Consider the following 22,705-nt stretch of genomic DNA (forward strand, 5'->3'; position numbering starts at 1 on the left):
CGACCGCCCGCGGAGGTGTACAAGTCAGGTATGGGATTCACGAGGGCGCAGCTCGAGTCATATCGCGACGACGTCATCGAGGACCTGATCGGACCCGACTGCCGCATGCTCATCGTGGGCATCAACCCGGGACTGTGGACCGCCGCGACCGGCGCGCATTTCGCCCGCCCGGGCAACCGCTTCTATCCGGCGCTGCACTGCGCGGGCATCGTCGACCGCATCATCGACGCCTCCGACGGCTTCACCGACGCCGACCGCGCGACCCTCATCGATGCCGGCATCGGCATCACCAATCTGGTACCGCGGGCCACTGCCCGTGCCGACGACCTGACCACCGCGGAGCTGCGTGCGGGCGCACTCGTCCTCACCGAGACCGTGTCGCGGGTGCGGCCCGCGCTCGTCGCCTTCGCCGGGATCACGGCCTATCGCACCGCTTTTCAGCGACCCAAGGCAACCACCGGCCGACAGCCCGACGACGACATCGCCGGCTGCCCGGTGTGGGTGATGCCCAACCCCAGCGGTCTCAACGCCCACGACACCGTCGACTCCCTCGCCGCCGCCTACCGTGACGCCGCCACCGCGGCAGGGCTGATCGTCGGCGACACCGTGGCCGCAGCGGTTCCGCCTCCCCGTGAACCGGTCAAGAAGGTGCGTCGACGATGATGCGTGCCACCACCCGGCTGCCGCAGAAGGCGATCGAGGAGTTGCGCGCCGCGCCGTTCACCTATCCCGAGGTCGGCGCCACTGCCACCGATCCGCTGCCGCCGGGATACGGCCATCAGCGCCGTGAGGTCACCGTCGGCCACGGGAGTGCCCGGTTCGCCCGCTGCGCGCAGGCGGTGATGGGGTGGCAGGTCCAGCTGCGGTCGGGCATCGCGGTGGCCGCCTCCGACGACCCCATCGTCGACGGTGCCATCGCCCGGATCGCGATCGGTGTGGGTCCGCTGCGACTGCACGCCCCCACAAGGGTCGTCTATGTCGTCGACGAGACCCGGCGGGCCGGATTCGCCTACGGCACACTCGCCGGTCACCCGGAATCCGGGGAGGAGTCGTTCGTGGTCGAACACCGATCCGATGACTCCGTCGTCTTCGCCGTTCGCGCCTTCTCGCGGCCCGGCAGCCTGCTCACCCGGGTCGCCGGTCCGCTGGGGCCCGTCGCCCAACATCTCGTCGCCGGGCGGTACCTGCGGGCCGTCGCCGGTCTGCCCGACTGATCGCGACGCATCCTCGCGCGGCGGCCACGCGACTGCATAGGGTCTGCGCATGACTGTGACGCGAACCGATGTGGGCTTCACCTCCGCAGGCGAACGATGCGCGGGCTGGCTCTACCGGCCCGACCGCCACGACTCCGCATCGGGGCCGGTGCCGATCGTCGTCCTCGGCCACGGGCTGGGTGCGGTGAAGGAGATGCGACTCGACGCCTTCGCCGAGCGCTTCGTCGATGCCGGCTACGCCGCGCTGGTCTTCGACTACCGCCACTTCGGCGACAGCGAGGGCACCCCGCGCCAACTGCTCGACATCGACAAGCAGCGCGCCGACTGGCATGCCGCGATCGCCTACGCCCGGGGACTCGACGGGATCGATCCCGATCGCGTCGTCCTGTTCGGTACGTCCTTCGGCGGCGGTCACGTCCTGGCCGTCGCGGCCCGGGACCCGCGGGTCGCCGCGGTCATCTCCCAGTGTCCCTTCACCTCCGGCATCGCCTCGGCGCTCACGCTCGGCGTCGGGCCGTCGATCCGCGTGACCGCGTTGGGCCTGCGCGACGCCATCGCGCACCTCACGCGCCGGTCGCGGGTGATGGTGCCGCTCGCCGGTCGCCCCGGTGAGGCGGCACTGATGAACTCCCACGACGCGCTCGGCGGATACCTCGGCATCGTCCCCGACGGCAACGACGACTTCGCCAACGCCGTCGCCGCCACCATCGGGCTGCAGATCCCGATGCAGCGGCCCGGGAGGTACGCCGCCGACATCGAGGTCCCGGTGCTGTTCGCGGTGTGCGAGAAGGACACCGTCGCACCGTCGGGGCCGACCCTGAAGTTCGCGGCGAAGGCCCCCCGGGGCGTGATCAAGCGGTATCCCGTCGGCCATTTTGACATCTACGTCGGCGAACCCTTCGAGATCGCCGTGGCCGATTACGTGCAGTTCCTGCGCGAGGCCCTCCCCGTCTGAGGCGGTGGCCCGCGTACCGTGGACCGCGCCGAGGGGCGTCACGCCGACTCGGCCCGGTAGCACTCGGCACCACGCGGTGTCGACACACAGGTAGGAGTTCGACGCGGTGGGAAAGCTCTCGAACAGGATGTGGCGGGCTCTGGGCGCGCAGTCGTCGCGCAACCAGTCGAAGTCGGTCGCACTGATCAAGCGGTCGACCGAACACGACTCGTGGGCGGCCGGCCTCGACGACGCCGAGTTCGCCGCGGCCGCCGAGAAGCTCGACATCACCGATCCCGCGGGCACCGATCGCGCGAAGTTCCTCGCCCTGGCCCGCGAGGCCGGCGACCGGGCCCTCGATCTGCGCCCCTTCGACGTGCAGCTCCAGGGTGCGCTGCGTCTGCTCGAGGGCGACGTCGTCGAGATGGCCACCGGTGAGGGCAAGACCCTCGCCGGCGCGATCGCCGCCGTCGGCTACGTCCTGCAGGGACGCCGCGTGCACGTCATCTCGGTCAACGACTACCTCGCCACCCGCGACGCGGAGTGGATGAAGCCGCTGTTCACCCTCTTCGACATCACCTCCGGTGCCGTGTCGGAGTCCTCGACCCGCGACGAGCGCAAGTCCGCCTACGACGCCGACATCACCTACGGCTCGGTGAACGAGGTCGGCTTCGACGTGCTGCGCGATCAGCTCGTCACCCACGCCGACGAACTGGTGTCCCCGCGGCCCGATGTCGCCATCATCGACGAGGCCGACTCGGTGCTCGTCGACGAGGCCCTCGTCCCGCTGATCCTGGCCGGCGCCACCACCGGCGAGGTCCCCGACCGCGTCATCCACGACGTCGTCGGCAAGCTCAAGAAGAACCACTACGAGATCGACACCGAGGGACGCAACGTGTTCCTCACCGACGAGGGCGCGCAGTTCGTCGAGGCCGAACTCGGCGACATCAACCTCTACGACGAGGAACACGTCGGCACCACGCTGGTGCACGTCAACATCGCGATGCACGCGCACATCCTCGTCGAGCGCGACGTGCACTACATCGTGCGCAACGGCGAGGTCCACCTCATCAACGCCTCACGCGGTCGCGTCGCGCAGCTGCAGCGCTGGCCCGATGGTCTGCAGGCCGCGGTGGAGATGAAAGAGGGCCTCGCGCAGACCGATTCGGGTGAGGTCATCGACACGATGACCGTGCAGGCCCTCATCGGCCGGTACCCCACGGTGTGCGGCATGACCGGTACCGCGCTGGCCGCGGGCGAGCAGTTCCGTCAGTTCTACGAACTCGCCGTCTCACAGATCCCGCCGAACGCCGACAACATCCGCATCGACGAGCCCGACCGCGTCTTCGACAGCAAGCACAACAAGTCCGAGGCCGTCGTCGCGTTCGTCAAGGAGATCCACGAGACCGGGCAGCCGGTCCTCATCGGCACCCACGACGTCGCCGAGTCCGAGGAGCTGGTCTACCTTCTCGAGCGGGCGGGCGTGACCAGTGTCGTGCTCAACGCCAAGAACGACGCGCAGGAGGCGGCGATCATCGCCGAGGCCGGTGCGCTCAACGCGGTCACCGTCTCCACCCAGATGGCCGGTCGCGGCACCGACATCAAGCTCGGTGGCTCACGGGGCGAGAAGGACGGGCGGTCCACCGGCGCGCGCGATCAGATCGTCGAGCTCGGCGGGCTGTGCGTCATCGGCACCGGTCGACACGACACCGAACGCCTCGACAACCAGCTGCGCGGTCGCGCCGGCCGTCAGGGCGACCCCGGCCGGTCGGTCTTCTTCTCCAGCCTGCAGGACCCGGTCGTCACCAAGAACCTCTCGTTCAAGCGTGACCCGGAGTCGGAGGAGGAGGACGGCTCGATGGGGGAGAAGGGGATCGAACTCATCGAGCAGGCCCAGCGCGTCGCCGAGGGCATCATGCTCGAGCTGCACGCCAACACCTGGCGCTACAACAAGCTGGTCAACCAGCAACGCGACATCGTCGTCAAACGGCGCATGGAGCTGCTGACCACCGAGGTGGCGCTCGACGAGTTCACCGAGTCCGAACCCGACCGCGTCGCGGAGCTGACCGGTACGGCAGCCTCGAAGAGCAGCGGTCGACACGGCGCCGCGTCGACCGAGGAGACCGACGACGCGGGGGAGAAGGCGGCGGGCACGGTGGCCGTACGCACCGAACCGGTGCCGCACGAGGTGCTGGTGCAGGCGGCGCGGGAGATCGCGCTGTTCCACCTCGATCGCGCCTGGGCCGACCATCTCGCGTTCGTCGCCGACGTCCGGGCCAGCATCCACCTGCGCTCGATCGGCCGGGAGAGCCCGCTCGACGAGTTCCACAAGCTCATCCTCGACGAGTTCTCGCGGCTGCCCGGCGACGCGGTCGAGAAGTCGCGCACCACCTTCCGCGAGGCGACGATCACCGCCGACGGTGTCGACCTCGACGCCGCCGATCTGCGTCGGTCGACCACGACGTGGACCTACATGGTCCACGACAACCCGTTCGCGGGCGGCGGCGCGAAGACGCTGCAGGGCATCATCGGCATCTTCCGGTGACCGGTGTCGCGGCGCTGTCTGTGACAGTCTGAGCGCATGGATCCCGACGGGCCCCTCGCCACCACCGACACCCCGTCGGATCGCATCCTGACCGTCCCGAACCTGCTGAGCTTCCTGCGCCTGCTGTTGGTGCCGGTGTTCGTGTGGTTGCTGTTGTTCGTCGAGGCCGACGGCTGGGCGTTCGTGGTGCTGCTGGTGTCCGGGTTCTCCGACTGGGCCGACGGCAAACTCGCGCGTCTGCTCAACCAGTCGTCACGCCTGGGCGCGCTGCTCGATCCGGCAGCCGACCGGCTGTACATGATCGTGATCCCCATCGGCCTGGGCATCCGCGACATCGTGCCGTGGTGGATGATCGCCATCCTGCTGGCGCGCGACCTGTTGTTGCTCGCCAGCGTGCCGTTGCTGCGCACCCGCGGCATGACGGCCCTGCCGGTCACCTACGTCGGCAAGGCGGCGACGTTCTCGCTGATGTACGGGTTCCCGTTCGTGCTCGGCGGCGAGCTCGACGGACTGTTCGGCGACATCATGCATCCCATCGGCTGGGCGTTCCTGGTGTGGGGGATCGGCATGTACCTGTGGTCGTTCGCGCAGTACTGGTGGCAAACGGTGCTCGTGCTCAGACAAATGCCACGGGTGGGGAGTCAGATGCCACGGGTGGGGGGATGACGGACCGCGATCCACGCTAAGGTTCTCCGCGTGAGTGAGACTGAGGTTCCCGAAAACCTGCGCTACACCGTGGAACACGAGTGGATCGAGCAGGTCCGCCCCGGCGTCGTGCGTGTGGGCATCACCGCCTACGCCCAGGACCAGCTCGGCGACGTCGTCTTCGTGCAGCTCCCCGCCGTCGACGATGCCGTCGACTCCGGTGAGTCCTTCGCCGAGGTCGAGTCGACCAAGAGTGTGTCCGACATCTACGGCCCGCTCGCGGGCACCATCGCCGCGGTGAACGACGACCTCGACGCGACCCCCGAACTGGTCAACTCCGACCCGTACGGCGCGGGGTGGCTCGTCGAGATCGCGGTCGCCGAGGACACCGATCTGAGCGTGATCCTGGAGGATCTGCTCGACGCCGACGGGTACCGCACCGCCATCGAGGACTGACCTCGGCGCCACGTCGGCGGTGTCGTTCCGAGGCACCTCGGTGCGGTTAGGATCGACCCGACGGGCGGGCCTCATCCGGCGTGACAACAGTGTTGACCGAACCCCACCGGGGCCGGACACCAGAAGAGCTTAAGGAGAAGTGGTGAGCGACAACGAGAAGGACCTCGACGCCCCCGTGGAGACGACGTCGGTCTTCCGCGCCGATTTCATCAAGGAACTCGACGCGAACAGCGGGTCCACCACCGAGTCCGCCGAGACCGCGGTCGAGCGGCTCTCGGCCGGCACCGCGCTGCTGGTCGTCAAGCGCGGCCCCAACGCCGGGTCGCGGTTCCTCCTCGATCAGACCACCACGTCGGCCGGGCGGCATCCCGACAGCGACATCTTCCTCGACGACGTGACCGTGAGCCGTCGTCACGCCGAATTCCGTCTGGGCGACAACGAGTTCCAGGTCGTCGACGTGGGCAGCCTCAACGGCACCTACGTCAACCGTGAGCCCGTGGACTCCGCGGTGCTGGCCAACGGGGACGAGGTGCAGATCGGCAAGTTCCGGCTCGTCTTCCTCAGCGGTCCGCACGCCGACGGGTCCTCGGCCAACGGGTAACGCGTGACCTCGCCGTCCTCGGGTCCGGGACCGAAGAACTCAGCAGACCGATCACCGGCCGAGGGCTCCATGTCCATCGGTTCGGTGCTCGATCAGCTGCGCGGCGATTTCCCGGACGTGACCATCTCGAAGATCCGGTTCCTCGAATCGGAGGGGCTGATCACCCCGCAGCGTTCGCCGTCGGGATACCGGCGCTTCAGCACCGGCGACTGTGAACGCCTGCGTTTCGTCCTCACTGCCCAGCGGGACCGGTACCTGCCGCTCAAGGTGATCAAGGAACAACTCGAGGCCATCGATCGCGGCGAGCGGATCGATCCGGGTACCCCGCGGCTGCTGTCCTCGGCGCGGTCGTGGGTGGCCCCCGCGGTCGATTTCGAACGCTCCGGTGGCCGCATCTCCCGCGAGACCCTCATCGAACGCACCGGCGCCGATACCGCGTTCGTCGCCGAACTCCAACGCAGCGGGCTGTTGACGCCCGGTGCGGGCGGGTTCTTCGACGAGGACGCCGTGCGCCTCGTCGAGGCCGCCTCGGCGCTGGCCGACTACGGACTCGAGGCCCGGCACCTGCGGGCGTTCAAGGTCTCCGCCGATCGGGAGGCCGGGCTGGTCGCCCAGATCGCCAACCCGATCGCGAAGGGCAAGGGCGCCGGTGCCCGCGACCGCGCCGAGGAACTGATCCGCGAGGTCGCCGCTCTCTCGGTCACCCTGCACACCCAACTGGTGAAGGCCGCCGTCCGCGACGCGCTGGACTGAAACGCCCGACGTCGCGGTACCGACGAACTGTGCACGCGCGCACGACCATTCTGATCAAGGCCTGCGCATGCGCAAGGTGGGCGCGTGCACGCCGGTGAGGTGTAGCGTCGAATCCGAGGTCAGGCGATATTCGATGCCGTTGGGAGAAGCGCATGGGTCAGATGCAGGTCGTGGGGATCCGGGTGGAGCCGCCCCAGGGACAACCCGTGCTGCTGCTGCGCGAGGTCGACGGCGAGCGCTACCTGCCGATCTGGATCGGACAGAGCGAGGCCGCGTCGATCGCCCTCAAGCAGAAGGGTGTCGAGCCCCCGCGTCCGCTCACCCATGACCTGATCGTCAACCTCGTCGCGGCGTTCGGCCAGGAACTCGTCGAGGTCCGCATCGTGGACATGCAGGAGGGCACCTTCTACGCCGAGCTCGTCTTCACCGGCGATCTCCGGGTGTCGGCCCGGCCGTCGGACTCGGTCGCCGTCGCCATGCGCGCCGAGGTGCCGATCATCGCCGACGAGGGTGTGCTCGCCGAGGCGGGTCTGTTGATCCCCGACGAGGACTCCGCAGACGGCGACGAGGTCAAGGAAGACGAGGTCGAGAAGTTCAAGGAGTTCCTCGACACCATCTCGCCGGACGACTTCAAGGCCTCAGGCGGAGCCTGATCGGTGTGACAGGGGAGTTGCCGCCCGAGGTCACGGTTGGGCCTCTGCCGGATCACAGTTGACCCTCAAGCTGACGTTGAGGTTGAGCCGCCCGCGAGTCGCATTGAAACCACGTGTCGGCGCACCTACCGTTCACCACGACGCCCGCGACGAGCGGGACGGCACCCAGGGTCGGGTAGACGGCGTAATCTGAGTGACATCGATGGTGTTCGCACCATCATTCCTCGGGTTGCCGGGGACTCCCCCGAGCATTCGAGGAGAACTCAGTGGGCGACGAGCCGACCACCCGCGACGATGCGGACACCGCTGCCGACGCGACCGACGCCGGGGCAGTGGCCTCGGTGCAGCAGGCCCGGCAGGGCACCCTCGACGACATCGCGCCGGGACTGTTCCCCAACGACACCGTGCCCGACGAACTCGTCGGCTACCGCGTACCGAGTGCCTGCCAGATCGCCGGCATCACCTACCGCCAGCTCGACTACTGGGCGCGCACCTCGCTGGTCGTGCCGTCGATCCGCGGCGCCGCAGGCAGCGGAAGCCAGCGGCTGTACTCGTTCAAGGACATCCTGGTCCTCAAGATCGTGAAGCGACTCCTCGACACCGGGATCTCGTTGCAGAACATCCGCGTCGCCGTCGATCACCTGCGCAAACGCGGTGTCGAGGATCTCGCACGCATCACCCTGTTCTCCGACGGCACCACCGTGTACGAGTGCACGTCGGCCGAAGAGGTCGTCGACCTGTTGCAGGGCGGTCAGGGTGTGTTCGGTATCGCCGTCGCCGGCGCGATGCGTGAGCTGTCGGGCACCATCGCCGACTTCCCGGGTGAGCGCGCCGACGGCGCCGTCGCCGAGACCGCCCCCGAGGACGAGCTCGCGGCTCGCCGCAAGACCCGCGCACGCCGTACCGGCTAGACTCTTCCTACGTCGCCGCGACACGGGAGAGCGTCGTGACCCGCGAGGGTCCCGGCCGCCGAAGGAGCAACACCTCTCCGCCAATCTCTCAGGCACAAGGACCGTGTCGTACGCCGGCGTCTCTGGAAAGTGGTGACCGAGTCACCCGCCCACGGTGAAAGGCCGCTCACGCGGTTGAATCTCTCAGGCGCCCGAGCCGACGCACGTCGTCGGTGACGGCAGGACAGAGGGGGAGGACCCACCTCAGTCCGGCGTGCCGCCGGACTCGGCGCAAAGGTTCTCCCGTGACCGAGCTGTTCTCCGATGTCTTCGCCGATCGCCATGTCGGACCTGATTCCGACGACCTCGCCCGCATCCTGTCGGTGCTCGAGATCTCCTCCCTCGACGACCTCGCCGACCGCGTCGTGCCCGCCTCGATCGCCGATCCGGCCGACGCCAACGGGCTGCAGACGCTGCCGCCCGCCGCCACCGAGGTCGAGGCGCTCGCCGAGCTCGCCGCACTGGCCGCGCAGAACACCGTGGCCACGTCGATGATCGGACTCGGCTACTACGGCACCCACACCCCGGCGGTGCTGCGGCGCTCCATCATCGAGAACCCCGCCTGGTACACCGCGTACACCCCGTACCAGCCCGAGATCAGCCAGGGACGCCTCGAGGCCCTCCTCAACTTCCAGACGATGGTGTCGGACCTGACCGGCATGGATGTCGCGAACGCGTCGATGCTCGACGAGTCGACCGCCGCGGCGGAGGCGATGACGCTGCTCCGCCGTGCGAACAAGAGCAAGTCGCCGCGCTTCCTCGTCGACACCGACGTGTTCCCCCAGACCGCCGCGGTCATCGCCACCCGCGCGGAGCCGCTCGGCATCGAGGTCGTCCGTGCCGATCTCACCGCCGGCCTGCCCGACGGCGAGTTCTTCGGGGTGCTGCTGCAGGTGCCCGCGGCCTCGGGCGCCGTCATCGACGCCGCCCCGATCATCGCCGCGGCCCACGAGCGTGGCGCCCTCGTGGCCGTCGGCGCCGATCTGCTGGCCCTGACGCTCATCACCGCTCCCGGCGACCAGGGCGCCGACGCGTGCTTCGGCACCACACAGCGTTTCGGTGTGCCGATGGGCTTCGGTGGCCCGCATGCCGGCTACCTCTCGGTGCACACCGCCCACGCCCGTCAGCTGCCCGGCCGTCTGGTCGGGGTGTCGAAGGACGCCGACGGCAACCTCGCGTACCGGTTGTCGTTGCAGACCCGCGAGCAGCACATCCGCCGCGACAAGGCGACCAGCAACATCTGCACCGCCCAGGTGCTCCTCGCCGTCCTCGCCGCCATGTACGCGAGCTATCACGGACCGCGGGGGCTGACTGGCATCGCGCAGCGCGTGCACGCCCGCGCGGCGTCGATCGCCACGGCACTGACCGCCGGCGGGGTCGACGTCGTGAAGGACAACTACTTCGACACCCTGCTGGTGTCGGTGCCCGGCCGCGCCGCCGAGGTCGTGTCCGCGGCGAAGAACGACGCGGGCATCAACCTGCGTCTCGTCGACGCCGACCACGTCGGTGTCGCCTGCGACGAGACGACCACCCCCGAGCATGTCGCCGCGGTGGTCTCCGCGTTCGGCGTCGCTCCCGCGGGCGACACCGAGTCGGCGGCGATCAGTCCGGCACGCACCTCGGAGTTCCTGACCCACCCCGCCTTCAGCCGCTACCACACCGAGACGGCCATGCTGCGCTACCTGCGGCGACTGTCCGACAAGGACATCGCGCTCGACCGCAGCATGATCCCGCTCGGCTCGTGCACGATGAAACTCAACGCGGCCGCGGAGATGGAGCCGATCACCTGGCCCGAGATCGCCGGGCTGCATCCGTTCGCACCAAAGTCCGACGTGGCCGGTATGCGGACCATGATCACCCGCCTCGAGAAGTGGCTGGCCGACATCACCGGCTACGACCGGATCAGCCTGCAGCCCAACGCGGGATCGCAGGGCGAGTACGCGGGCCTGCTCGCGATCCGCAAGTACCACCTGAGCCGGGGTGACGAGTCACGCGACATCTGCCTGATCCCGTCGAGTGCGCACGGCACCAACGCCGCGTCGGCGGTGATGGCGGGCATGCGCGTCGTTGTCGTCGCCTGCCGCGCCAACGGCGACGTCGACACCGCCGACCTCAAGGAGAAGATCGCCACCCACGCCGAGACACTGGCCGCGATCATGATCACCTACCCGTCGACCCACGGCGTCTTCGAACACGAGGTCCGCGAGATCTGCTCGGCCGTCCACGACGCCGGCGGTCAGGTCTACGTCGACGGCGCGAACCTCAACGCCCTGGTCGGCGTGGCCCGTCCGGGTCAGTTCGGCGGCGACGTGAGCCACCTGAACCTGCACAAGACGTTCTGCATCCCGCACGGCGGCGGCGGACCGGGTGTCGGGCCGATCGGCGTCCGCGAGCACCTCGCGGAGTTCCTGCCGGGTCACCCGCTCGACGACGACCTGCCCGGCGACATCACCATCTCCGGAGCCCCGTACGGGTCGGCATCGATCCTGCCGATCACCTACGCCTACATCCTGATGATGGGGGCCGAGGGTCTGCGGCGGGCCACGCTCACCGCGATCGCGTCGGCCAACTACATCGCCCGTCGCCTCGCCGACCACTACCCGGTGCTCTACACCGGCGCGAACGGCACCGTGGCCCACGAGTGCATCCTCGACCTGCGACCGATCACGAAGGCGACCGGCGTCACGGTCGACGATGTCGCGAAGCGGCTCGCCGACTACGGCTTCCACGCCCCGACGATGAGTTTCCCGGTGTCGGGGACCCTCATGGTCGAGCCGACCGAGAGCGAGAACCTCGACGAGATCGACGCCTTCATCGACGCGATGGTCGCCATCAAGGCGGAGATCGACAAGGTCGGGGACGGGACCTGGGCTCTGGACGACAACCCTCTGCGGGGTGCTCCGCACACCTCCGAGTGCCTGGTCGCCGAGTGGGATCACCCCTACTCGCGCGAGGAGGCGGCGTTCCCGAACGGGCGTCCGAGCGCCGGGGCCCGCGACAAGGTGTGGCCCTCGGTCCGTCGGATCGACGGCGTCTACGGCGACCGCAACCTGGTCTGCAGCTGCCCGCCCATCGAGGCGTTCAGCGAGCCCGTCGAGGCCTGAGAGGCGTCAACCACCCAGGACGAGCTGCGCGATCGCGGCGCCGGCGGCCGGTTCGGGCGCCGGCATCGGGGTCCGGGTGACGCCGAACGAGACCGCCGCGGTCCGCGCGGGAAGCGATGCGCCTCCGCGGAATCCGAGTGCGGTGATGGTCTGCAGCTGCTCCGGGGTCCGCGCGAACCGGAAGAACGCCCCCACCGCCTCGGCCTGTGTGGCGTTCACCTGCGGCCCGGTCAGGTCGACGACGGGATGATCGGCGACCGGTGTCGTGCCGTTCGGCCGTAGCTCGACGACCGACGGCTGCGCGCTGTCCTTGGTGGCGGCGTAGAGGGCCTGCTCGGTGATCGGTACGGCGTGGATCGCGGCCCCGGCGGGATCGCCGTCGCCCGCGATCGTCGTCACCGTCCGCGCCGCGCTCCCGTCGGTCGCGACGGGGGATCGTCGACGCAGGTCCTGGAGTGTCGAGGTCACCTGTGGTGACCGGGCGTCGGCCACGGTGAGCCCGTCGGCCGTCGCCCGACCCACCTCGGTGGCCACGGCCTGCGAGGCCAGCACGGTGGCGTCGCTGCCCGGTCCCGACGCCCGGGCCATCCGCAACGAGCCCCAACCCCGCAACCCGAACTCGGCGAGGCTGTCGTCGTTGCGTTGCAGGGTGGGCACCTCGATCCACGACACCCGGCCCGCGGCGGCACGCGCGAGCTCCGGCGCCACGGCCAGGACCACCGGCGACGACACGAGCGATTCCGGATCGCCGTCGACCACCGACGACCGCGCGGCCAGGAGCTGCGCACTCCACACCGACGACTCGGGCACCCACGCCGCGGGGAACTCGCCCATCGACGCGACGTCCCAGGTGCCGGTCAGTCCCTCGAGCGTGGTCTTGGGATCCGACGGCCGCACCGTCACCGTGACGCACGCATCGCGCACGACGGGCCGTGTCGCCGAGAAGGCCTGTGCGATCGCGGCGAGCGGTGTGGCGATGTCGGCGTCGGCGAGAACGGTGACCGTCTGCTGCCCCTCCACGCAGGTACGCGCGGCGGCATCACCGTCGTCGGAGAGACGCTCGCCCAGCAGGTTCCATCCCACGACGAGCGCCACCACCACGATCACGGCCAGGATCGTCAGCCACAGGCCTCGGCTGATGCCGCGTCGGCGGCTCTCGTCGGTGCGGTGCTGGCCCATAGGCGACGAGGATAGCCGCGCCGATCAGCCCTGCGCGGCCTTGTACTCCCGGCGACGGCGATGCAGGATCGGCTCGGTGTAACCGCTGGGCTGCGACGTCCCCGACAGGATCAGTTCCTTCGCGGCGGCGAACGCGATGTTCGACCCGAAATCGGCGGCCATCGGGTGGTAGGTGGGGTCGTTCTCGTTCTGGCGGTCGACGACCGGCGCCATCCGCTCGAGCGACGCGACGATCTCGTCCTCGGTGACCACGCCGTGGTGCAGCCAGTTGGCGAGCAGCTGGCTGGAGATGCGCAGGGTGGCGCGGTCCTCCATCAGCGCGACGTCGTGGATGTCGGGGACCTTCGAACACCCGACACCGTGGTCGATCCACCGGACGACGTAGCCGAGGATCGACTGGCAGTTGTTGTCGAGCTCCTGCTGCTTCTCCTCGTCGCTCCAGTCGGTGTTCGGGGCGAGCGGGATGGTGAGGATGTCGTCGACCGAGGCGGGCTCGCGCTTGGCGATCTCGTCCTGACGTTCGAACACATCGACCTGGTGGTAGTGCAGTGCGTGCAGGGTCGCGGCGGTCGGGGAGGGGACCCACGCGGTGTTGGCGCCGGCCTTGGGGTGGCCGATCTTCTGCTCGAGCATGTCGGCCATGAGGTCGGGCATCGCCCACATGCCCTTGCCGATCTGCGCGTGGTGCTGCAGACCCGCGTGCAGGCCGGTGTCGACGTTGAAGTCCTCGTAGGCCTTGATCCAGGTCTGCGACTTCATCTCGGCCTTGCGCACGACCGCGCCGGCCTCCATCGAGGTGTGGATCTCGTCGCCGGTGCGGTCGAGGAACCCGGTGTTGATGAAGACGACGCGCTCCGACGCCGCGGCGATGCAGGCCTTGAGGTTGACCGTGGTGCGGCGTTCCTCGTCCATGATGCCGACCTTGATGGTGTTCTCGGGCAGGCCGAGGAGCTTCTCGACGCGGCCGAACAGTTCGACGGTGAACGCGACCTCGTCGGGGCCGTGCATCTTCGGCTTGACGATGTAGATCGACCCGGTGCGGGAGTTCTGCTGGCCCTCGGGGCTCATACCGTGCACGCCGATGAGCGAGGTGAAGATCGCGTCGAGGATGCCCTCGGGGACCTCGGATCCGTCGGCGGTGACGACCGCGTCGTTGGTCATGAGATGGCCGACGTTGCGGACGAACAGCAGCGAACGACCGGGCAGGGTCAGATCGCCGCCGCCGGGCGCGGTGTAGACGCGGTCGGGGTTGAGGACGCGGGTGAACGTCTTCCCGCCCTTGCTGACCTCCTCGGCCAGGTCACCCTTGTTGAGTCCCAACCAGTTCCGGTAGCCGAGCACCTTGTCGTCGGCGTCGACCGCGGCGACGGAGTCCTCGAAGTCCATGATCGTGGTGATCGCCGACTCGACCAGGACGTCCTTGATGCCCGCGGGATCGGTGGAGCCGATGGGCGAGCTGGGATCGATTTGCACCTCGAGGTGCAGACCGTTGTGGCGCAGCAGGATCCCGGTGGGTGCCGAGGCCTCGCCGGTGAACCCGACGAACGCGGCCGGGTCGGCGAGTGCGGTGGTAGTGCCGCCCTCGAGGGTGATCGCGAGGACGGTGCCGTCGATCGCGAGGCCGGTCACCGACGTCCATGAGCCGCCCTCGAGCGCGACCGCACCGTCGAGGACGTTCTTGGCGTAGGCGATGACCTTGTCACCACGGACCTTGTTGTACGAGCTGCCCTTCTCGGCGCCATCGGTCTCGGGGATGGCGTCGGTGCCGTAGAGAGCGTCGTAGAGCGAGCCCCAGCGCGCGTTCGACGCGTTGAGCGCGAACCGGGCGTTGAGGACCGGGACGACGAGCTGTGGGCCCGCGGTGCTGGTGATCTCGGTGTCGACGCCGGCGGTGGTGATCTGGAAGTCCGCGGGCACCTCGACGAGGTAGCCGATCTCCTGCAGGAACGTCTTGTAGGCGCCGGCCTCGAAGGTGTTGTCGCGGTGCCATGCGTCGATCTGCTGCTGCAGCGAGTCGCGGACGTCGAGCAGTTCCCGGTTGCGGGGCGCGAGGTCGGTGATGATCTGCGCGACGCCGTTCCAGAACGCGTCGGTGTCCACACCGGTGCCGGGCAGGGCCTCGGAGGTGATGAAGTCGTGCAGAACGGACGCGACCTGCACGTTGTTCCCGCCTTCTCCGACTGTGACCCGCTCGGTCATGACTGCCTCGCTTCTCCTGGTGTGGACGTGTGCTCGGCGACCAGGTTACTCGGCGGTAGGCAGGCGTCGTCGCTCAGGTTGGGCTGATCAGCGCTGCACAACGGTCGATGAGACGCCGACGCAGCACCGCCGCCCGTCGGGCCGACGCCGCCTGCAGGCGTACGTATTCGGCGCGACCACGGGCCGACTCGATCTCGATCGGCGCGAACCCGAGCGCAGCGAGGTCGTAGGGGCTCGCGCGCATGTCGAGCTCGCGCAACGCGAAGGCGAGTTCGAGGGCATCGACGACGGTCTCGGAGTCGATGAGGGGCACCAACTTGTGGGCCCACTTGTAGAGATCCATCCCGGCGTGCACGCACCCGGGCTGCTCGGTCTCGACCTGGGTCGACCGCGACAGTGCCTCGACGTTGCGCCCGGTGGCGTCGTCGGTGAAGAAGCGGAACGCGTCGAAATGCGTGCAGCGGAGATCGGCGGCCTCCACGACGGCGTCGGTGTCGCTGTCGGACAGCCGCAGCGGTGCGAGGTGTCGCCGGTCGTCCTGCGAGCGGTAGACCATCGCCCACTCGTGGAGCCCGAAACAGTTCAGCCGGGGCGCGCGGGACTCGGTCGCCGCGAGCAGACGGTGCACGAACCCGACGGTGGTGAGCCGATCGGCGAGGTGGGCGGGGTCGACCGTCGTGTGGCCGGTGTCGGTGACCACGTAGTGCGGGTACTTCCGGTGCGGAGGGTCGCCGAGGAGTGCGACGCCGAATCCGGGGTGCCAGCGACGCAGGTGCGCCGGTTTGTGGCTGTAGTAGCGGAACAGGAATTGCCACACCGGGTGCGCCTCGCCCGCCGCCGTCTGCTGGGGGTGCGCCGCGAGCAGGGCGTCGACGCGGTCGCGGTGGGTTGCTGCGCGCTGTGCCCAGTCCTGCGGTGTGAGCACGCGGGCGGTGTCGGTGATCGACACGGTCACACCCGGTGGGTCTCGTCGCGCACGGTGCCGACGAACTCCTCCACGAGATCCTCGAGTGCGACGACCCCGATGGTGCGGCCGTTGCCGTCGACGACCGCGCCGAGGTGGGCGCTGGTGCGGCGGAGGTGCGCGGTGGCCTCGTCGAGCGAGGTGTCGCCGGAGATCACCGGCAGCGGACGGATCTTGTCGACACCGATGACCGATTCCTGGCCCACCTGGTCGTCGAGGATCTCGTCGAGGACGTCCTTGAGGTGCAGGTAGCCGGTGTAGACACCGTCGACGCCGCGGACCGGGAAGCGCGAGAAACCGGTGTCGGACACCGCCTTCTCGATCGATCCGAGCGTGGGACCGGACCGGCCGGTCCCCGCCTCGACGGTCACCTGCACGCTGCGGAGTTCGTCGAGGCCGATCGCCACCTCCGACACCGTGCGGCCGGTGGTGCGCAGGGCGCGGGTCAGGCGGTCGTGTTCCTCGGCGTCGATGAGGCCCTCCTCGCGGGACTCGCCGATCATCTCGGCCAGTTCGCCGGCCGACACCGTCGCGTCGAGCTCGTCCTTGGGTTCCACGCGCATCGCCCGCAGCGACAGGTTCGCTGCGAGGTTGTAGAACGCGATCAGCGGGTGGGCGACCCGGATGAACGCGAGGTGCGCGGGGACGAGCAGCATGGCCGAGCGTTCCGGGCCGGCGAGCGCGATGTTCTTCGGCACCATCTCGCCGAGCAGGATGTGCAGGATCACCACGAGTATCAGGGCGATGGTGAACCCGATGGGGTGCAGGAACGCGTCGGGGACACCGGCGAGATCCATCGGCTTCTCGATGAGGTGCGCGACGGCGGGTTCGCCGACACGGCCGAGGAGGATCGAGCAGATGGTGATGCCCAGTTGGGCGCCGGCGAGCATCAGAGACAGTTCCTGGCCGGCGCGGATCACCGTCGTCGCGCGGCGCTTGCCCTGATCGGCCAGCGCCTCGAGTCGGTCGCGGCGCGCCGAGATCAATGAGAACTCCGCGCCGACGAAGAACGCGTTGCCCGCGAGCAGCGCGACGGCGAACAGCACGCCGAGGATGTCGTTCACGACTGCGCCTCCCCGGACTCGGGGATCGGGGTCAACGACACGACGTCGATGCGCCGACCGTCCATGCGGACCACGCGTGCGCGCCACCGCGGGGCGACCGGCATGGGGTCACCGCCGGAGTCCTCGTCGTCGGCCCGGTCGCGTTCGGGCAGGTCGACCTCGTCGCCCTCGGCGGCGAGACGGCCCAGGGTCTGCATCACCAGGCCGCCCAGGGTGTCGTAGTCACCCTCGGGCGCGCGGTACCCGGTCGCCTCGGTGAGTTCGTCGATGCGCAACAGGCCGGCACAGGTGTAGCCGGCGCCGTCGGGTGCGACATCGGCCTGCTCGTCGTCGTGTTCGTCGGTGACGTCGCCGACGATCTCCTCGATGAGGTCCTCGGTCGTCACGATCCCGGCGGTGCCGCCGTATTCGTCGACGACGATGGCGACCTGCATCCCATCCGCGCGGATACGACCCATCAGGGCATCGCCGTCGAGACTGGCCGGCACGACCGGTACCGCGCGCGCCAGCACACCCAGTGTGGTGGTCTCGCGGTCGGCGAGCGGGACGGTGAACGCCTGCTTGATGTGGACGAAGCCGCGGATGTTGTCGAGATCGCCCTCGACGACGATCGGGAACCGGGAGAACCCCGTCTCGGACGCCGCGACGATGAGGTCGCGCACATTGGCGTCCTGATCGAGCGCGTCGACGGTGACCCGGGGGGTCATCAACTCCTCCGCGGTGCGTTCGCCGAACTGCAACGAGCGGCTGACCAGCAGGGCGGTGCCCTTGTCGAGTGCGCCCTCGCGGGCGGAGTTGCGGACGAGGGATCCGAGTTCCTGGGGCGAGCGTGCCGATCGCAGCTCTTCGGCGGGCTCGATGCCCAGCCGACGCACCAGCATGTTCGCGCTGCCGTTGAGGCCGTTGATCGCCCATTTGAAGGTCGTCGAGAACGCGGTCATCGGTCCCGCGGTACCCCGGGCGGTGGGCAGGGGTCGCGCGATGGCGTAGTTCTTCGGGATCAGTTCGCCGAGGATCATCGACAGCGACGTCGCGATGACCAGCGCCAGCACGATTGAGACGATCGAACTCACCTCATCGGAGGCTCCGACGGCGTCGAGCGCGGGCGAGAACAACTGCGCAAGCACCGGCTCAGCGATGTAACCGGTCACCAGGGTCGTGATGGTGATGCCCAGCTGGGCGCCGGAGAGCTGGAACGACAGGGTGCGGTGGGCGCGCGCGACCTGCCGCGCCCGCCGGTCGTCGCGACGACGGAGGTCGGATTCGACCGCGGAACGCTCCAGCGCGGTCAGGGAGAACTCGGCCGCGACGAACAGTGCGGTGCCCAGGGTGAGGGCGATGAAACCGAGGAGGCTCCCGACGAGGATCAGTGCCTGCACGAGCAGTTGTCCTCCATGAGCGCCGCGGGGTGGGATCGACCGGGCGCAGATCGATGCGATGTCTGTCGATCATCGTATCGGGTGACCGCGCTCACAGGTCAGACGAGCGGGGGCTCACCATCCGCTCGGCAGTGGCCGTCCCTCCGCGAAGCCCGCCGCCGACTGCACGCCGAGGACCACCTTCTCGTGCAGTTCGTCGAGGGTGCGCGCACCCACGTAGGTCGCGGTGCTCCGCACACCCGAACAGATGTGGTCGAGGAGGTCCTCCACGCCGGGGCGTTGCGGGTCGACGAGGATCCGCGAACTCGAGATGCCCTCCTCGAACAGTCCCTTACGTGCCCGGTCGAAGGCGCTGTCGGTGGCGGTGCGCGCGGCAACCGCTCGTTTCGACGCCATGCCGAAGCTCTCCTTGTACGGCCGGCCGGAGGGATCGTGCTGCAGGTCCCCGGGGGATTCGAAGGTGCCCGCGAACCACGAACCGATCATCACGTTCGACGCGCCCGCCGCGACCGCGAGAGCGACGTCACGCGGGTGTCGGACGCCGCCGTCGGCCCAGACGTGGGCGCCGCGTGCGCGCGCCACCGCCGCGCACTCGGCGACGGCGGAGAACTGCGGACGCCCGACGCCGGTCATCATGCGGGTGGTGCACATGGCGCCGGGGCCGACACCGACCTTCACGATCGAGGCCCCCGCGTCGAGCAGATCGGTGGTGCCCTGACCGGACACCACGTTGCCCGCGGCCAACGGCACCCCGAGCGAGGCCTCGGAGATGGCACGGACGGCGGCGATCATCTTCTCCTGGTGACCGTGCGCGGTGTCGACGACGAGGACATCGGCGCCGGCGGTCACGAGCGCTGTCGCCTTGCCCACGACATCGCCGTTGATCCCGACCGCCGCGGCCACCCGCAGGCGGCCCTGCGCGTCGGTGTTGGGCTGGTAGATGCTGGTGCGCAGCGCGCCGGTGCGGGTCAGGACGCCGGTGAGCTGGCCGTCGGTCCCGGTGAGGATCGCGACACCGAGATGGTGGTCGGTGAGCGCGTCGAACACCGCACGCGGATCGGAGTCGACGGGCATCGACACCACCGTGGTGTCGAGCACCTCACGCAGGCGTGCGAAGCGGTCGACGCCCGCGCATGCCGACTCGGTGACGATCCCCAGCGGTCGACGGTTCCCGTCGAGTACGACCACCGCTCCGTGCGACCGCTTCGGCAGCAGTGCCATCGCGTCCGAGACCGAGTCGTCGGGACCGAGGGTCACCGGGGTGTCGGCCACGAGATGGCGGCTCTTCACCGCCGCGATCGACGCGGCCGCGGCCTCGGCGGGCAGATCCTGGGGGAGCACCACCACCCCGCCGCGGCGGGCGACCGTCTCGGCCATCCGCTTGCCCGCGACCGCGGTCATGTTCGCCACCACGATCGGGATCGTCGTGCCTGTGCCGTCGCGGCTGGTCAGATCGACGTCGAAGCGCGAGGCGACATCGCTGCGGCCGGGGACGACGAAGACGTCGTCATAGGTGAGGTCGGTGGTCGGGATCTGTCCGTCGAGGAACCGCAAGGGATCAGGCCTCGACCTCGGACCGGTCCTCGCTCCACAGCGTGTGGAACGTGCCCTCCTTGTCGACGCGCTGGTAGGTGTGCGCGCCGAAGAAGTCACGCAGCCCCTGGGTGAGCGCGGCCGGGAGACGGTCGGCCCGCAGGGCGTCGTAGTACGACAGCGACGACGCGAACGCGGGCACCGGGATGCCCATCTGCGTGGCGGTCACCACGACACGACGCCAGCTGTCGACGGCCTTCTCGACCGCGTCGCGGAAGTACGGCGCCAGCAGCAGGCTGGGCAGGTCGGCGTTCTCGTCGTAGGCCTCGACGATGCGGTTGAGGAACTGCGCCCGGATGATGCAGCCGCCACGCCAGATGGTGGCCATCGCGCCGGGATGGAGATTCCAGTCGTATTCCTTGCTGCCCGCGGCGATCTGGTCGAAGCCCTGCGCGTAGGCGACGACCTTCGAGGCGTAGAGCGCCGAACGGATGTCGTCGATGAACTGCTCGGTGTCGGTCGGGGCGCTTCCGAGCTCACCCGACTCCAGCCCGTTGGCCGCCTTGCGCTGGTCGAGGGCGCTCGACAGGGCGCGGGAGAACACGGCCTCGCCGATGCCGGTGGTCGGGACGCCGAGGTCGAGGGCGGACTTCACCGTCCAGCGGCCGGTGCCCTTCTGTCCGGCGGCGTCGACGATCACATCGACGAGCGGCTTGCCGGTGTCGGCGTCGGTCTGGGAGAGCACCTCGGCGGTGATCTCGATGAGGTAGCTCTCGAGGTCGCTGGAGTTCCACTCGCGGAACACGTCGGCGATCTTGTCGACCGGGAGGTCGAGGGCCTTGCGCAGCAGGTCGTAGGCCTCGCCGATGAGCTGCATGTCGGCGTACTCGATGCCGTTGTGCACCATCTTCACGAAATGGCCCGACCCGTCGGGTCCGATGTGGGTGCAGCACGGGGTGCCGTCGACGTGCGCGGAGATCGACTCCAGCAGCGGGCCGAGCGACTCGTAGGCCTCCTTCGGGCCGCCGGGCATGATCGATGGGCCCTCGAGCGCGCCGACCTCACCACCGGAGATGCCCGCGCCGACGAAGTTCAACCCGCGGTCACTCATCTCCTTCTCACGCCGGATGGTGTCGGTGTAGAGGGAGTTACCGCCGTCGATGATGACGTCGCCCTCCTCCATGGCGTCGGCGAGTTCGCCGATCACCGCGTCGGTGGCGTCGCCGGCCTTCACCATGATCAGCACCCGGCGCGGCTTCTCCAGCGCGGCGATGAACTCCTCGATGGTCTCGGTGCGGACGAAGTCGCCCTCCGAACCGTGCTTGTCGATGAGTGCGTCGGTCTTGGCGATGCTGCGGTTGTGCAGCGCGACCGTGTGCCCGTGACGGGCGAAGTTGCGGGCGATGTTGGAGCCCATGACGGCCAGACCGGTGACACCGATCTGTGCGCGTGCAGTGCCCGAGGAGGTGTCGGCCGATGTGCTCTGTGTCATGTGACCCAGCCTATTCCGTCGCGCCGGGGACACGCCTCGCGAGGGTCAGGCCGTGAGCAGACGACTCAGCTCGGTGAGCCACGGGATGGCGACCGCGAGGGTGGGCAGCACCAGGATGCCGACGGCGCACACATAGGCGGCGAGGGCAGCGGCGCGGGCCGGCTCGTCGTGGGTGAGACGGCGGACGCGGGTCAGCGTGGTGGGGCCGCCGACGGCCAGGGCCCCGCGCGGGGCGACGGAATCGGCGCAGGCCACCAGGGCCCGGCCCAGCGGGGTCGGACCGGTGGCCCGGACGGCGTGGTCGTCGGCGAGGACCTCCACCAGCAACTGCACCGCGCCCAGCGCGGACTTGCTGCGGATGAAGCGGGGGAACGCGGCGTGGACGGCGATGAACGCCTCGAGGATCAGGTCGTGCCGGGCGCGCAGATGCGCACGCTCGTGGGTGATGACGGCCTCGAGTTCGTCGGGCCCCAGGCGCGCGATGACACCCTCGCTGAGCACGACGCGCTGCCGCAGTCCGGGCAGGCAGTAGGCGATGGGCTGCTCGACCTCGAGCATGCGGACATCGCGGGCCAGCAGTCGCCGATCACAGCGGCTGCGGTCGACGCAGTCGAGCAGATCGATCAGTTGGCGGTGCGCCGAACGACGCGCCCGGGTGCGCACGCCCACCCGCACGATCGTGTACATCAGGCGTGCGCCGATGACCAGGGTGAGGACGAAGACGCCGACGTAGACGAGCCACAGGGTGATGCCGAGCGAGTCGATCTCGTCGAGCGGGTTGGTCGTCGGGCGACCATCGGGTCCGACAACGAGGAGGTTGGAGGCGATGGCCAGCCCGCAACTGAAGGCGGAGAGCACCGCGGCCACGGCGACGGCCTGCCAGAGGGTCATCGCCGCACGTGGGGCGCGCAGTGTCCATCGAGCCCGGGAGAGCCACTCGGCAACCGGCCCTGTGAGGATCAGGGCGAAGAGCCCGAATACCAAGGCGGTCATCTGTGAGTCCTACGGGTGGCGGTGCGGGGCGGGTGACACCACGATTC

Annotated in this window: 19 protein-coding genes and 1 riboswitch; of the genes, 11 read left to right on the plus strand and 8 right to left on the minus strand. The window is 69.3% G+C overall.

Features of this window, described 5'->3' with window-relative positions:
- The first annotated feature begins 30 nt into the window (after positions 1-30).
- From ACQ7HM_RS17710 to gcvP, 11 genes are all read left to right on the plus strand, one after another.
- The gene (locus ACQ7HM_RS17710) at positions 31-663 is read left to right on the plus strand and encodes a mismatch-specific DNA-glycosylase (RefSeq protein ID WP_434217566.1); all 633 of its coding nucleotides are present in this window, start codon (positions 31-33) and stop codon (positions 661-663) included.
- Positions 663-1,214: a DUF1990 family protein gene (locus ACQ7HM_RS17715; RefSeq protein WP_434217968.1), complete on the plus strand. Its 552-nt coding sequence runs from the start codon at positions 663-665 to the stop codon at positions 1,212-1,214. Before ACQ7HM_RS17710 ends, ACQ7HM_RS17715 begins: the two co-directional genes overlap by 1 nt.
- A gap of 49 nt (positions 1,215-1,263) precedes the next feature.
- Positions 1,264-2,169, plus strand: coding sequence for an alpha/beta hydrolase (locus ACQ7HM_RS17720; RefSeq protein ID WP_434217567.1), 906 nt, complete (start codon positions 1,264-1,266; stop codon positions 2,167-2,169).
- 106 nt (positions 2,170-2,275) lie between these two features.
- Positions 2,276-4,693, plus strand: a complete 2,418-nt coding sequence (gene secA2 / locus ACQ7HM_RS17725; protein WP_434217568.1) for an accessory Sec system translocase SecA2 — start codon at positions 2,276-2,278, stop codon at positions 4,691-4,693.
- A 36-nt stretch (positions 4,694-4,729) separates the two neighbouring features.
- Positions 4,730-5,359 (plus strand): CDP-alcohol phosphatidyltransferase family protein, encoded by a 630-nt coding sequence (locus tag ACQ7HM_RS17730; protein ID WP_434217569.1) that lies wholly within the window; start codon positions 4,730-4,732, stop codon positions 5,357-5,359.
- A gap of 30 nt (positions 5,360-5,389) precedes the next feature.
- Positions 5,390-5,794, plus strand: a complete 405-nt coding sequence (gene gcvH, locus ACQ7HM_RS17735; RefSeq protein WP_045822897.1) for a glycine cleavage system protein GcvH — start codon at positions 5,390-5,392, stop codon at positions 5,792-5,794.
- Between the two features lie 142 nt (positions 5,795-5,936).
- Complete coding sequence (garA, locus tag ACQ7HM_RS17740; protein ID WP_200932756.1) at positions 5,937-6,395, plus strand: glycogen accumulation regulator GarA; 459 nt, start codon at positions 5,937-5,939, stop codon at positions 6,393-6,395.
- A gap of 69 nt (positions 6,396-6,464) precedes the next feature.
- Positions 6,465-7,148 (plus strand): transcriptional regulator FtsR, encoded by a 684-nt coding sequence (gene ftsR / locus ACQ7HM_RS17745; RefSeq protein WP_434217570.1) that lies wholly within the window; start codon positions 6,465-6,467, stop codon positions 7,146-7,148.
- A 152-nt stretch (positions 7,149-7,300) separates the two neighbouring features.
- The gene (locus ACQ7HM_RS17750; protein WP_434217571.1) at positions 7,301-7,801 is read left to right on the plus strand and encodes a bifunctional nuclease family protein; all 501 of its coding nucleotides are present in this window, start codon (positions 7,301-7,303) and stop codon (positions 7,799-7,801) included.
- Positions 7,802-8,067: 266 nt separating this feature from the next.
- Entirely contained in the window at positions 8,068-8,712 is a 645-nt protein-coding gene (locus tag ACQ7HM_RS17755) for a MerR family transcriptional regulator (RefSeq protein WP_434217572.1), read from the plus strand.
- Positions 8,713-8,725: 13 nt separating this feature from the next.
- A riboswitch (glycine riboswitch) is annotated at positions 8,726-8,826 on the plus strand.
- 170 nt (positions 8,827-8,996) lie between these two features.
- On the plus strand, positions 8,997-11,855 hold the full coding sequence (gene gcvP / locus ACQ7HM_RS17760; protein ID WP_434217573.1) for an aminomethyl-transferring glycine dehydrogenase: 2,859 nt from the start codon (positions 8,997-8,999) through the stop codon (positions 11,853-11,855).
- A gap of 6 nt (positions 11,856-11,861) precedes the next feature.
- Here gcvP and ACQ7HM_RS17765 read toward each other — a convergent pair whose 3' ends face one another.
- The 8 genes from ACQ7HM_RS17765 to ACQ7HM_RS17800 form a co-directional block, all read right to left on the minus strand.
- Entirely contained in the window at positions 11,862-13,034 is a 1,173-nt protein-coding gene (locus ACQ7HM_RS17765) for a substrate-binding domain-containing protein (RefSeq protein WP_434217574.1), read from the minus strand.
- A 24-nt stretch (positions 13,035-13,058) separates the two neighbouring features.
- Positions 13,059-15,233: a malate synthase G gene (locus ACQ7HM_RS17770; RefSeq protein ID WP_434217575.1), complete on the minus strand. Its 2,175-nt coding sequence runs from the start codon at positions 15,231-15,233 to the stop codon at positions 13,059-13,061.
- A gap of 73 nt (positions 15,234-15,306) precedes the next feature.
- Complete coding sequence (locus ACQ7HM_RS17775; protein ID WP_434217576.1) at positions 15,307-16,182, minus strand: 3-methyladenine DNA glycosylase; 876 nt, start codon at positions 16,180-16,182, stop codon at positions 15,307-15,309.
- Between the two features lie 2 nt (positions 16,183-16,184).
- Positions 16,185-17,261 (minus strand): hemolysin family protein, encoded by a 1,077-nt coding sequence (locus tag ACQ7HM_RS17780; RefSeq protein WP_434217577.1) that lies wholly within the window; start codon positions 17,259-17,261, stop codon positions 16,185-16,187.
- Positions 17,258-18,640 carry a hemolysin family protein gene (locus tag ACQ7HM_RS17785; protein WP_434217578.1) on the minus strand — a complete coding sequence of 461 codons (1,383 nt, stop codon included), beginning with the start codon at positions 18,638-18,640 and terminating at the stop codon, positions 17,258-17,260. Before ACQ7HM_RS17785 ends, ACQ7HM_RS17780 begins: the two co-directional genes overlap by 4 nt.
- Before the next feature lie 114 nt (positions 18,641-18,754).
- Entirely contained in the window at positions 18,755-20,194 is a 1,440-nt protein-coding gene (locus ACQ7HM_RS17790) for a GuaB1 family IMP dehydrogenase-related protein (RefSeq protein WP_434217579.1), read from the minus strand.
- 4 nt (positions 20,195-20,198) lie between these two features.
- Positions 20,199-21,665 carry an NADP-dependent phosphogluconate dehydrogenase gene (gene gndA, locus ACQ7HM_RS17795; protein WP_434217580.1) on the minus strand — a complete coding sequence of 489 codons (1,467 nt, stop codon included), beginning with the start codon at positions 21,663-21,665 and terminating at the stop codon, positions 20,199-20,201.
- A 45-nt stretch (positions 21,666-21,710) separates the two neighbouring features.
- On the minus strand, positions 21,711-22,658 hold the full coding sequence (locus ACQ7HM_RS17800) for a M56 family metallopeptidase (protein WP_434217581.1): 948 nt from the start codon (positions 22,656-22,658) through the stop codon (positions 21,711-21,713).
- Between the last annotated feature and the right edge of the window lie 47 nt (positions 22,659-22,705).

Origin of the sequence: Williamsia sp. MIQD14 (assembly GCF_051025635.1) — a bacterium.
In the GTDB taxonomy this organism is placed as follows: Bacteria; Actinomycetota; Actinomycetes; order Mycobacteriales; family Mycobacteriaceae; genus Williamsia_A.

Coding starts and splice junctions, on each gene's coding strand:
- ACQ7HM_RS17730 (WP_434217569.1), top strand. CDS start 4,730: ATGGATCCCGACGGGCCCCTCGCCACCACCGACACCCCGTCGGATCGC.
- ACQ7HM_RS17765 (WP_434217574.1), bottom strand. CDS start 13,034: ATGGGCCAGCACCGCACCGACGAGAGCCGCCGACGCGGCATCAGCCGA.
- ACQ7HM_RS17720 (WP_434217567.1), top strand. CDS start 1,264: ATGACTGTGACGCGAACCGATGTGGGCTTCACCTCCGCAGGCGAACGA.
- ACQ7HM_RS17770 (WP_434217575.1), bottom strand. CDS start 15,233: ATGACCGAGCGGGTCACAGTCGGAGAAGGCGGGAACAACGTGCAGGTC.
- ACQ7HM_RS17715 (WP_434217968.1), top strand. CDS start 663: ATGCGTGCCACCACCCGGCTGCCGCAGAAGGCGATCGAGGAGTTGCGC.
- gndA (WP_434217580.1), bottom strand. CDS start 21,665: ATGACACAGAGCACATCGGCCGACACCTCCTCGGGCACTGCACGCGCA.
- ACQ7HM_RS17800 (WP_434217581.1), bottom strand. CDS start 22,658: ATGACCGCCTTGGTATTCGGGCTCTTCGCCCTGATCCTCACAGGGCCG.
- ACQ7HM_RS17750 (WP_434217571.1), top strand. CDS start 7,301: ATGGGTCAGATGCAGGTCGTGGGGATCCGGGTGGAGCCGCCCCAGGGA.
- ACQ7HM_RS17710 (WP_434217566.1), top strand. CDS start 31: ATGGGATTCACGAGGGCGCAGCTCGAGTCATATCGCGACGACGTCATC.
- ftsR (WP_434217570.1), top strand. CDS start 6,465: ATGTCCATCGGTTCGGTGCTCGATCAGCTGCGCGGCGATTTCCCGGAC.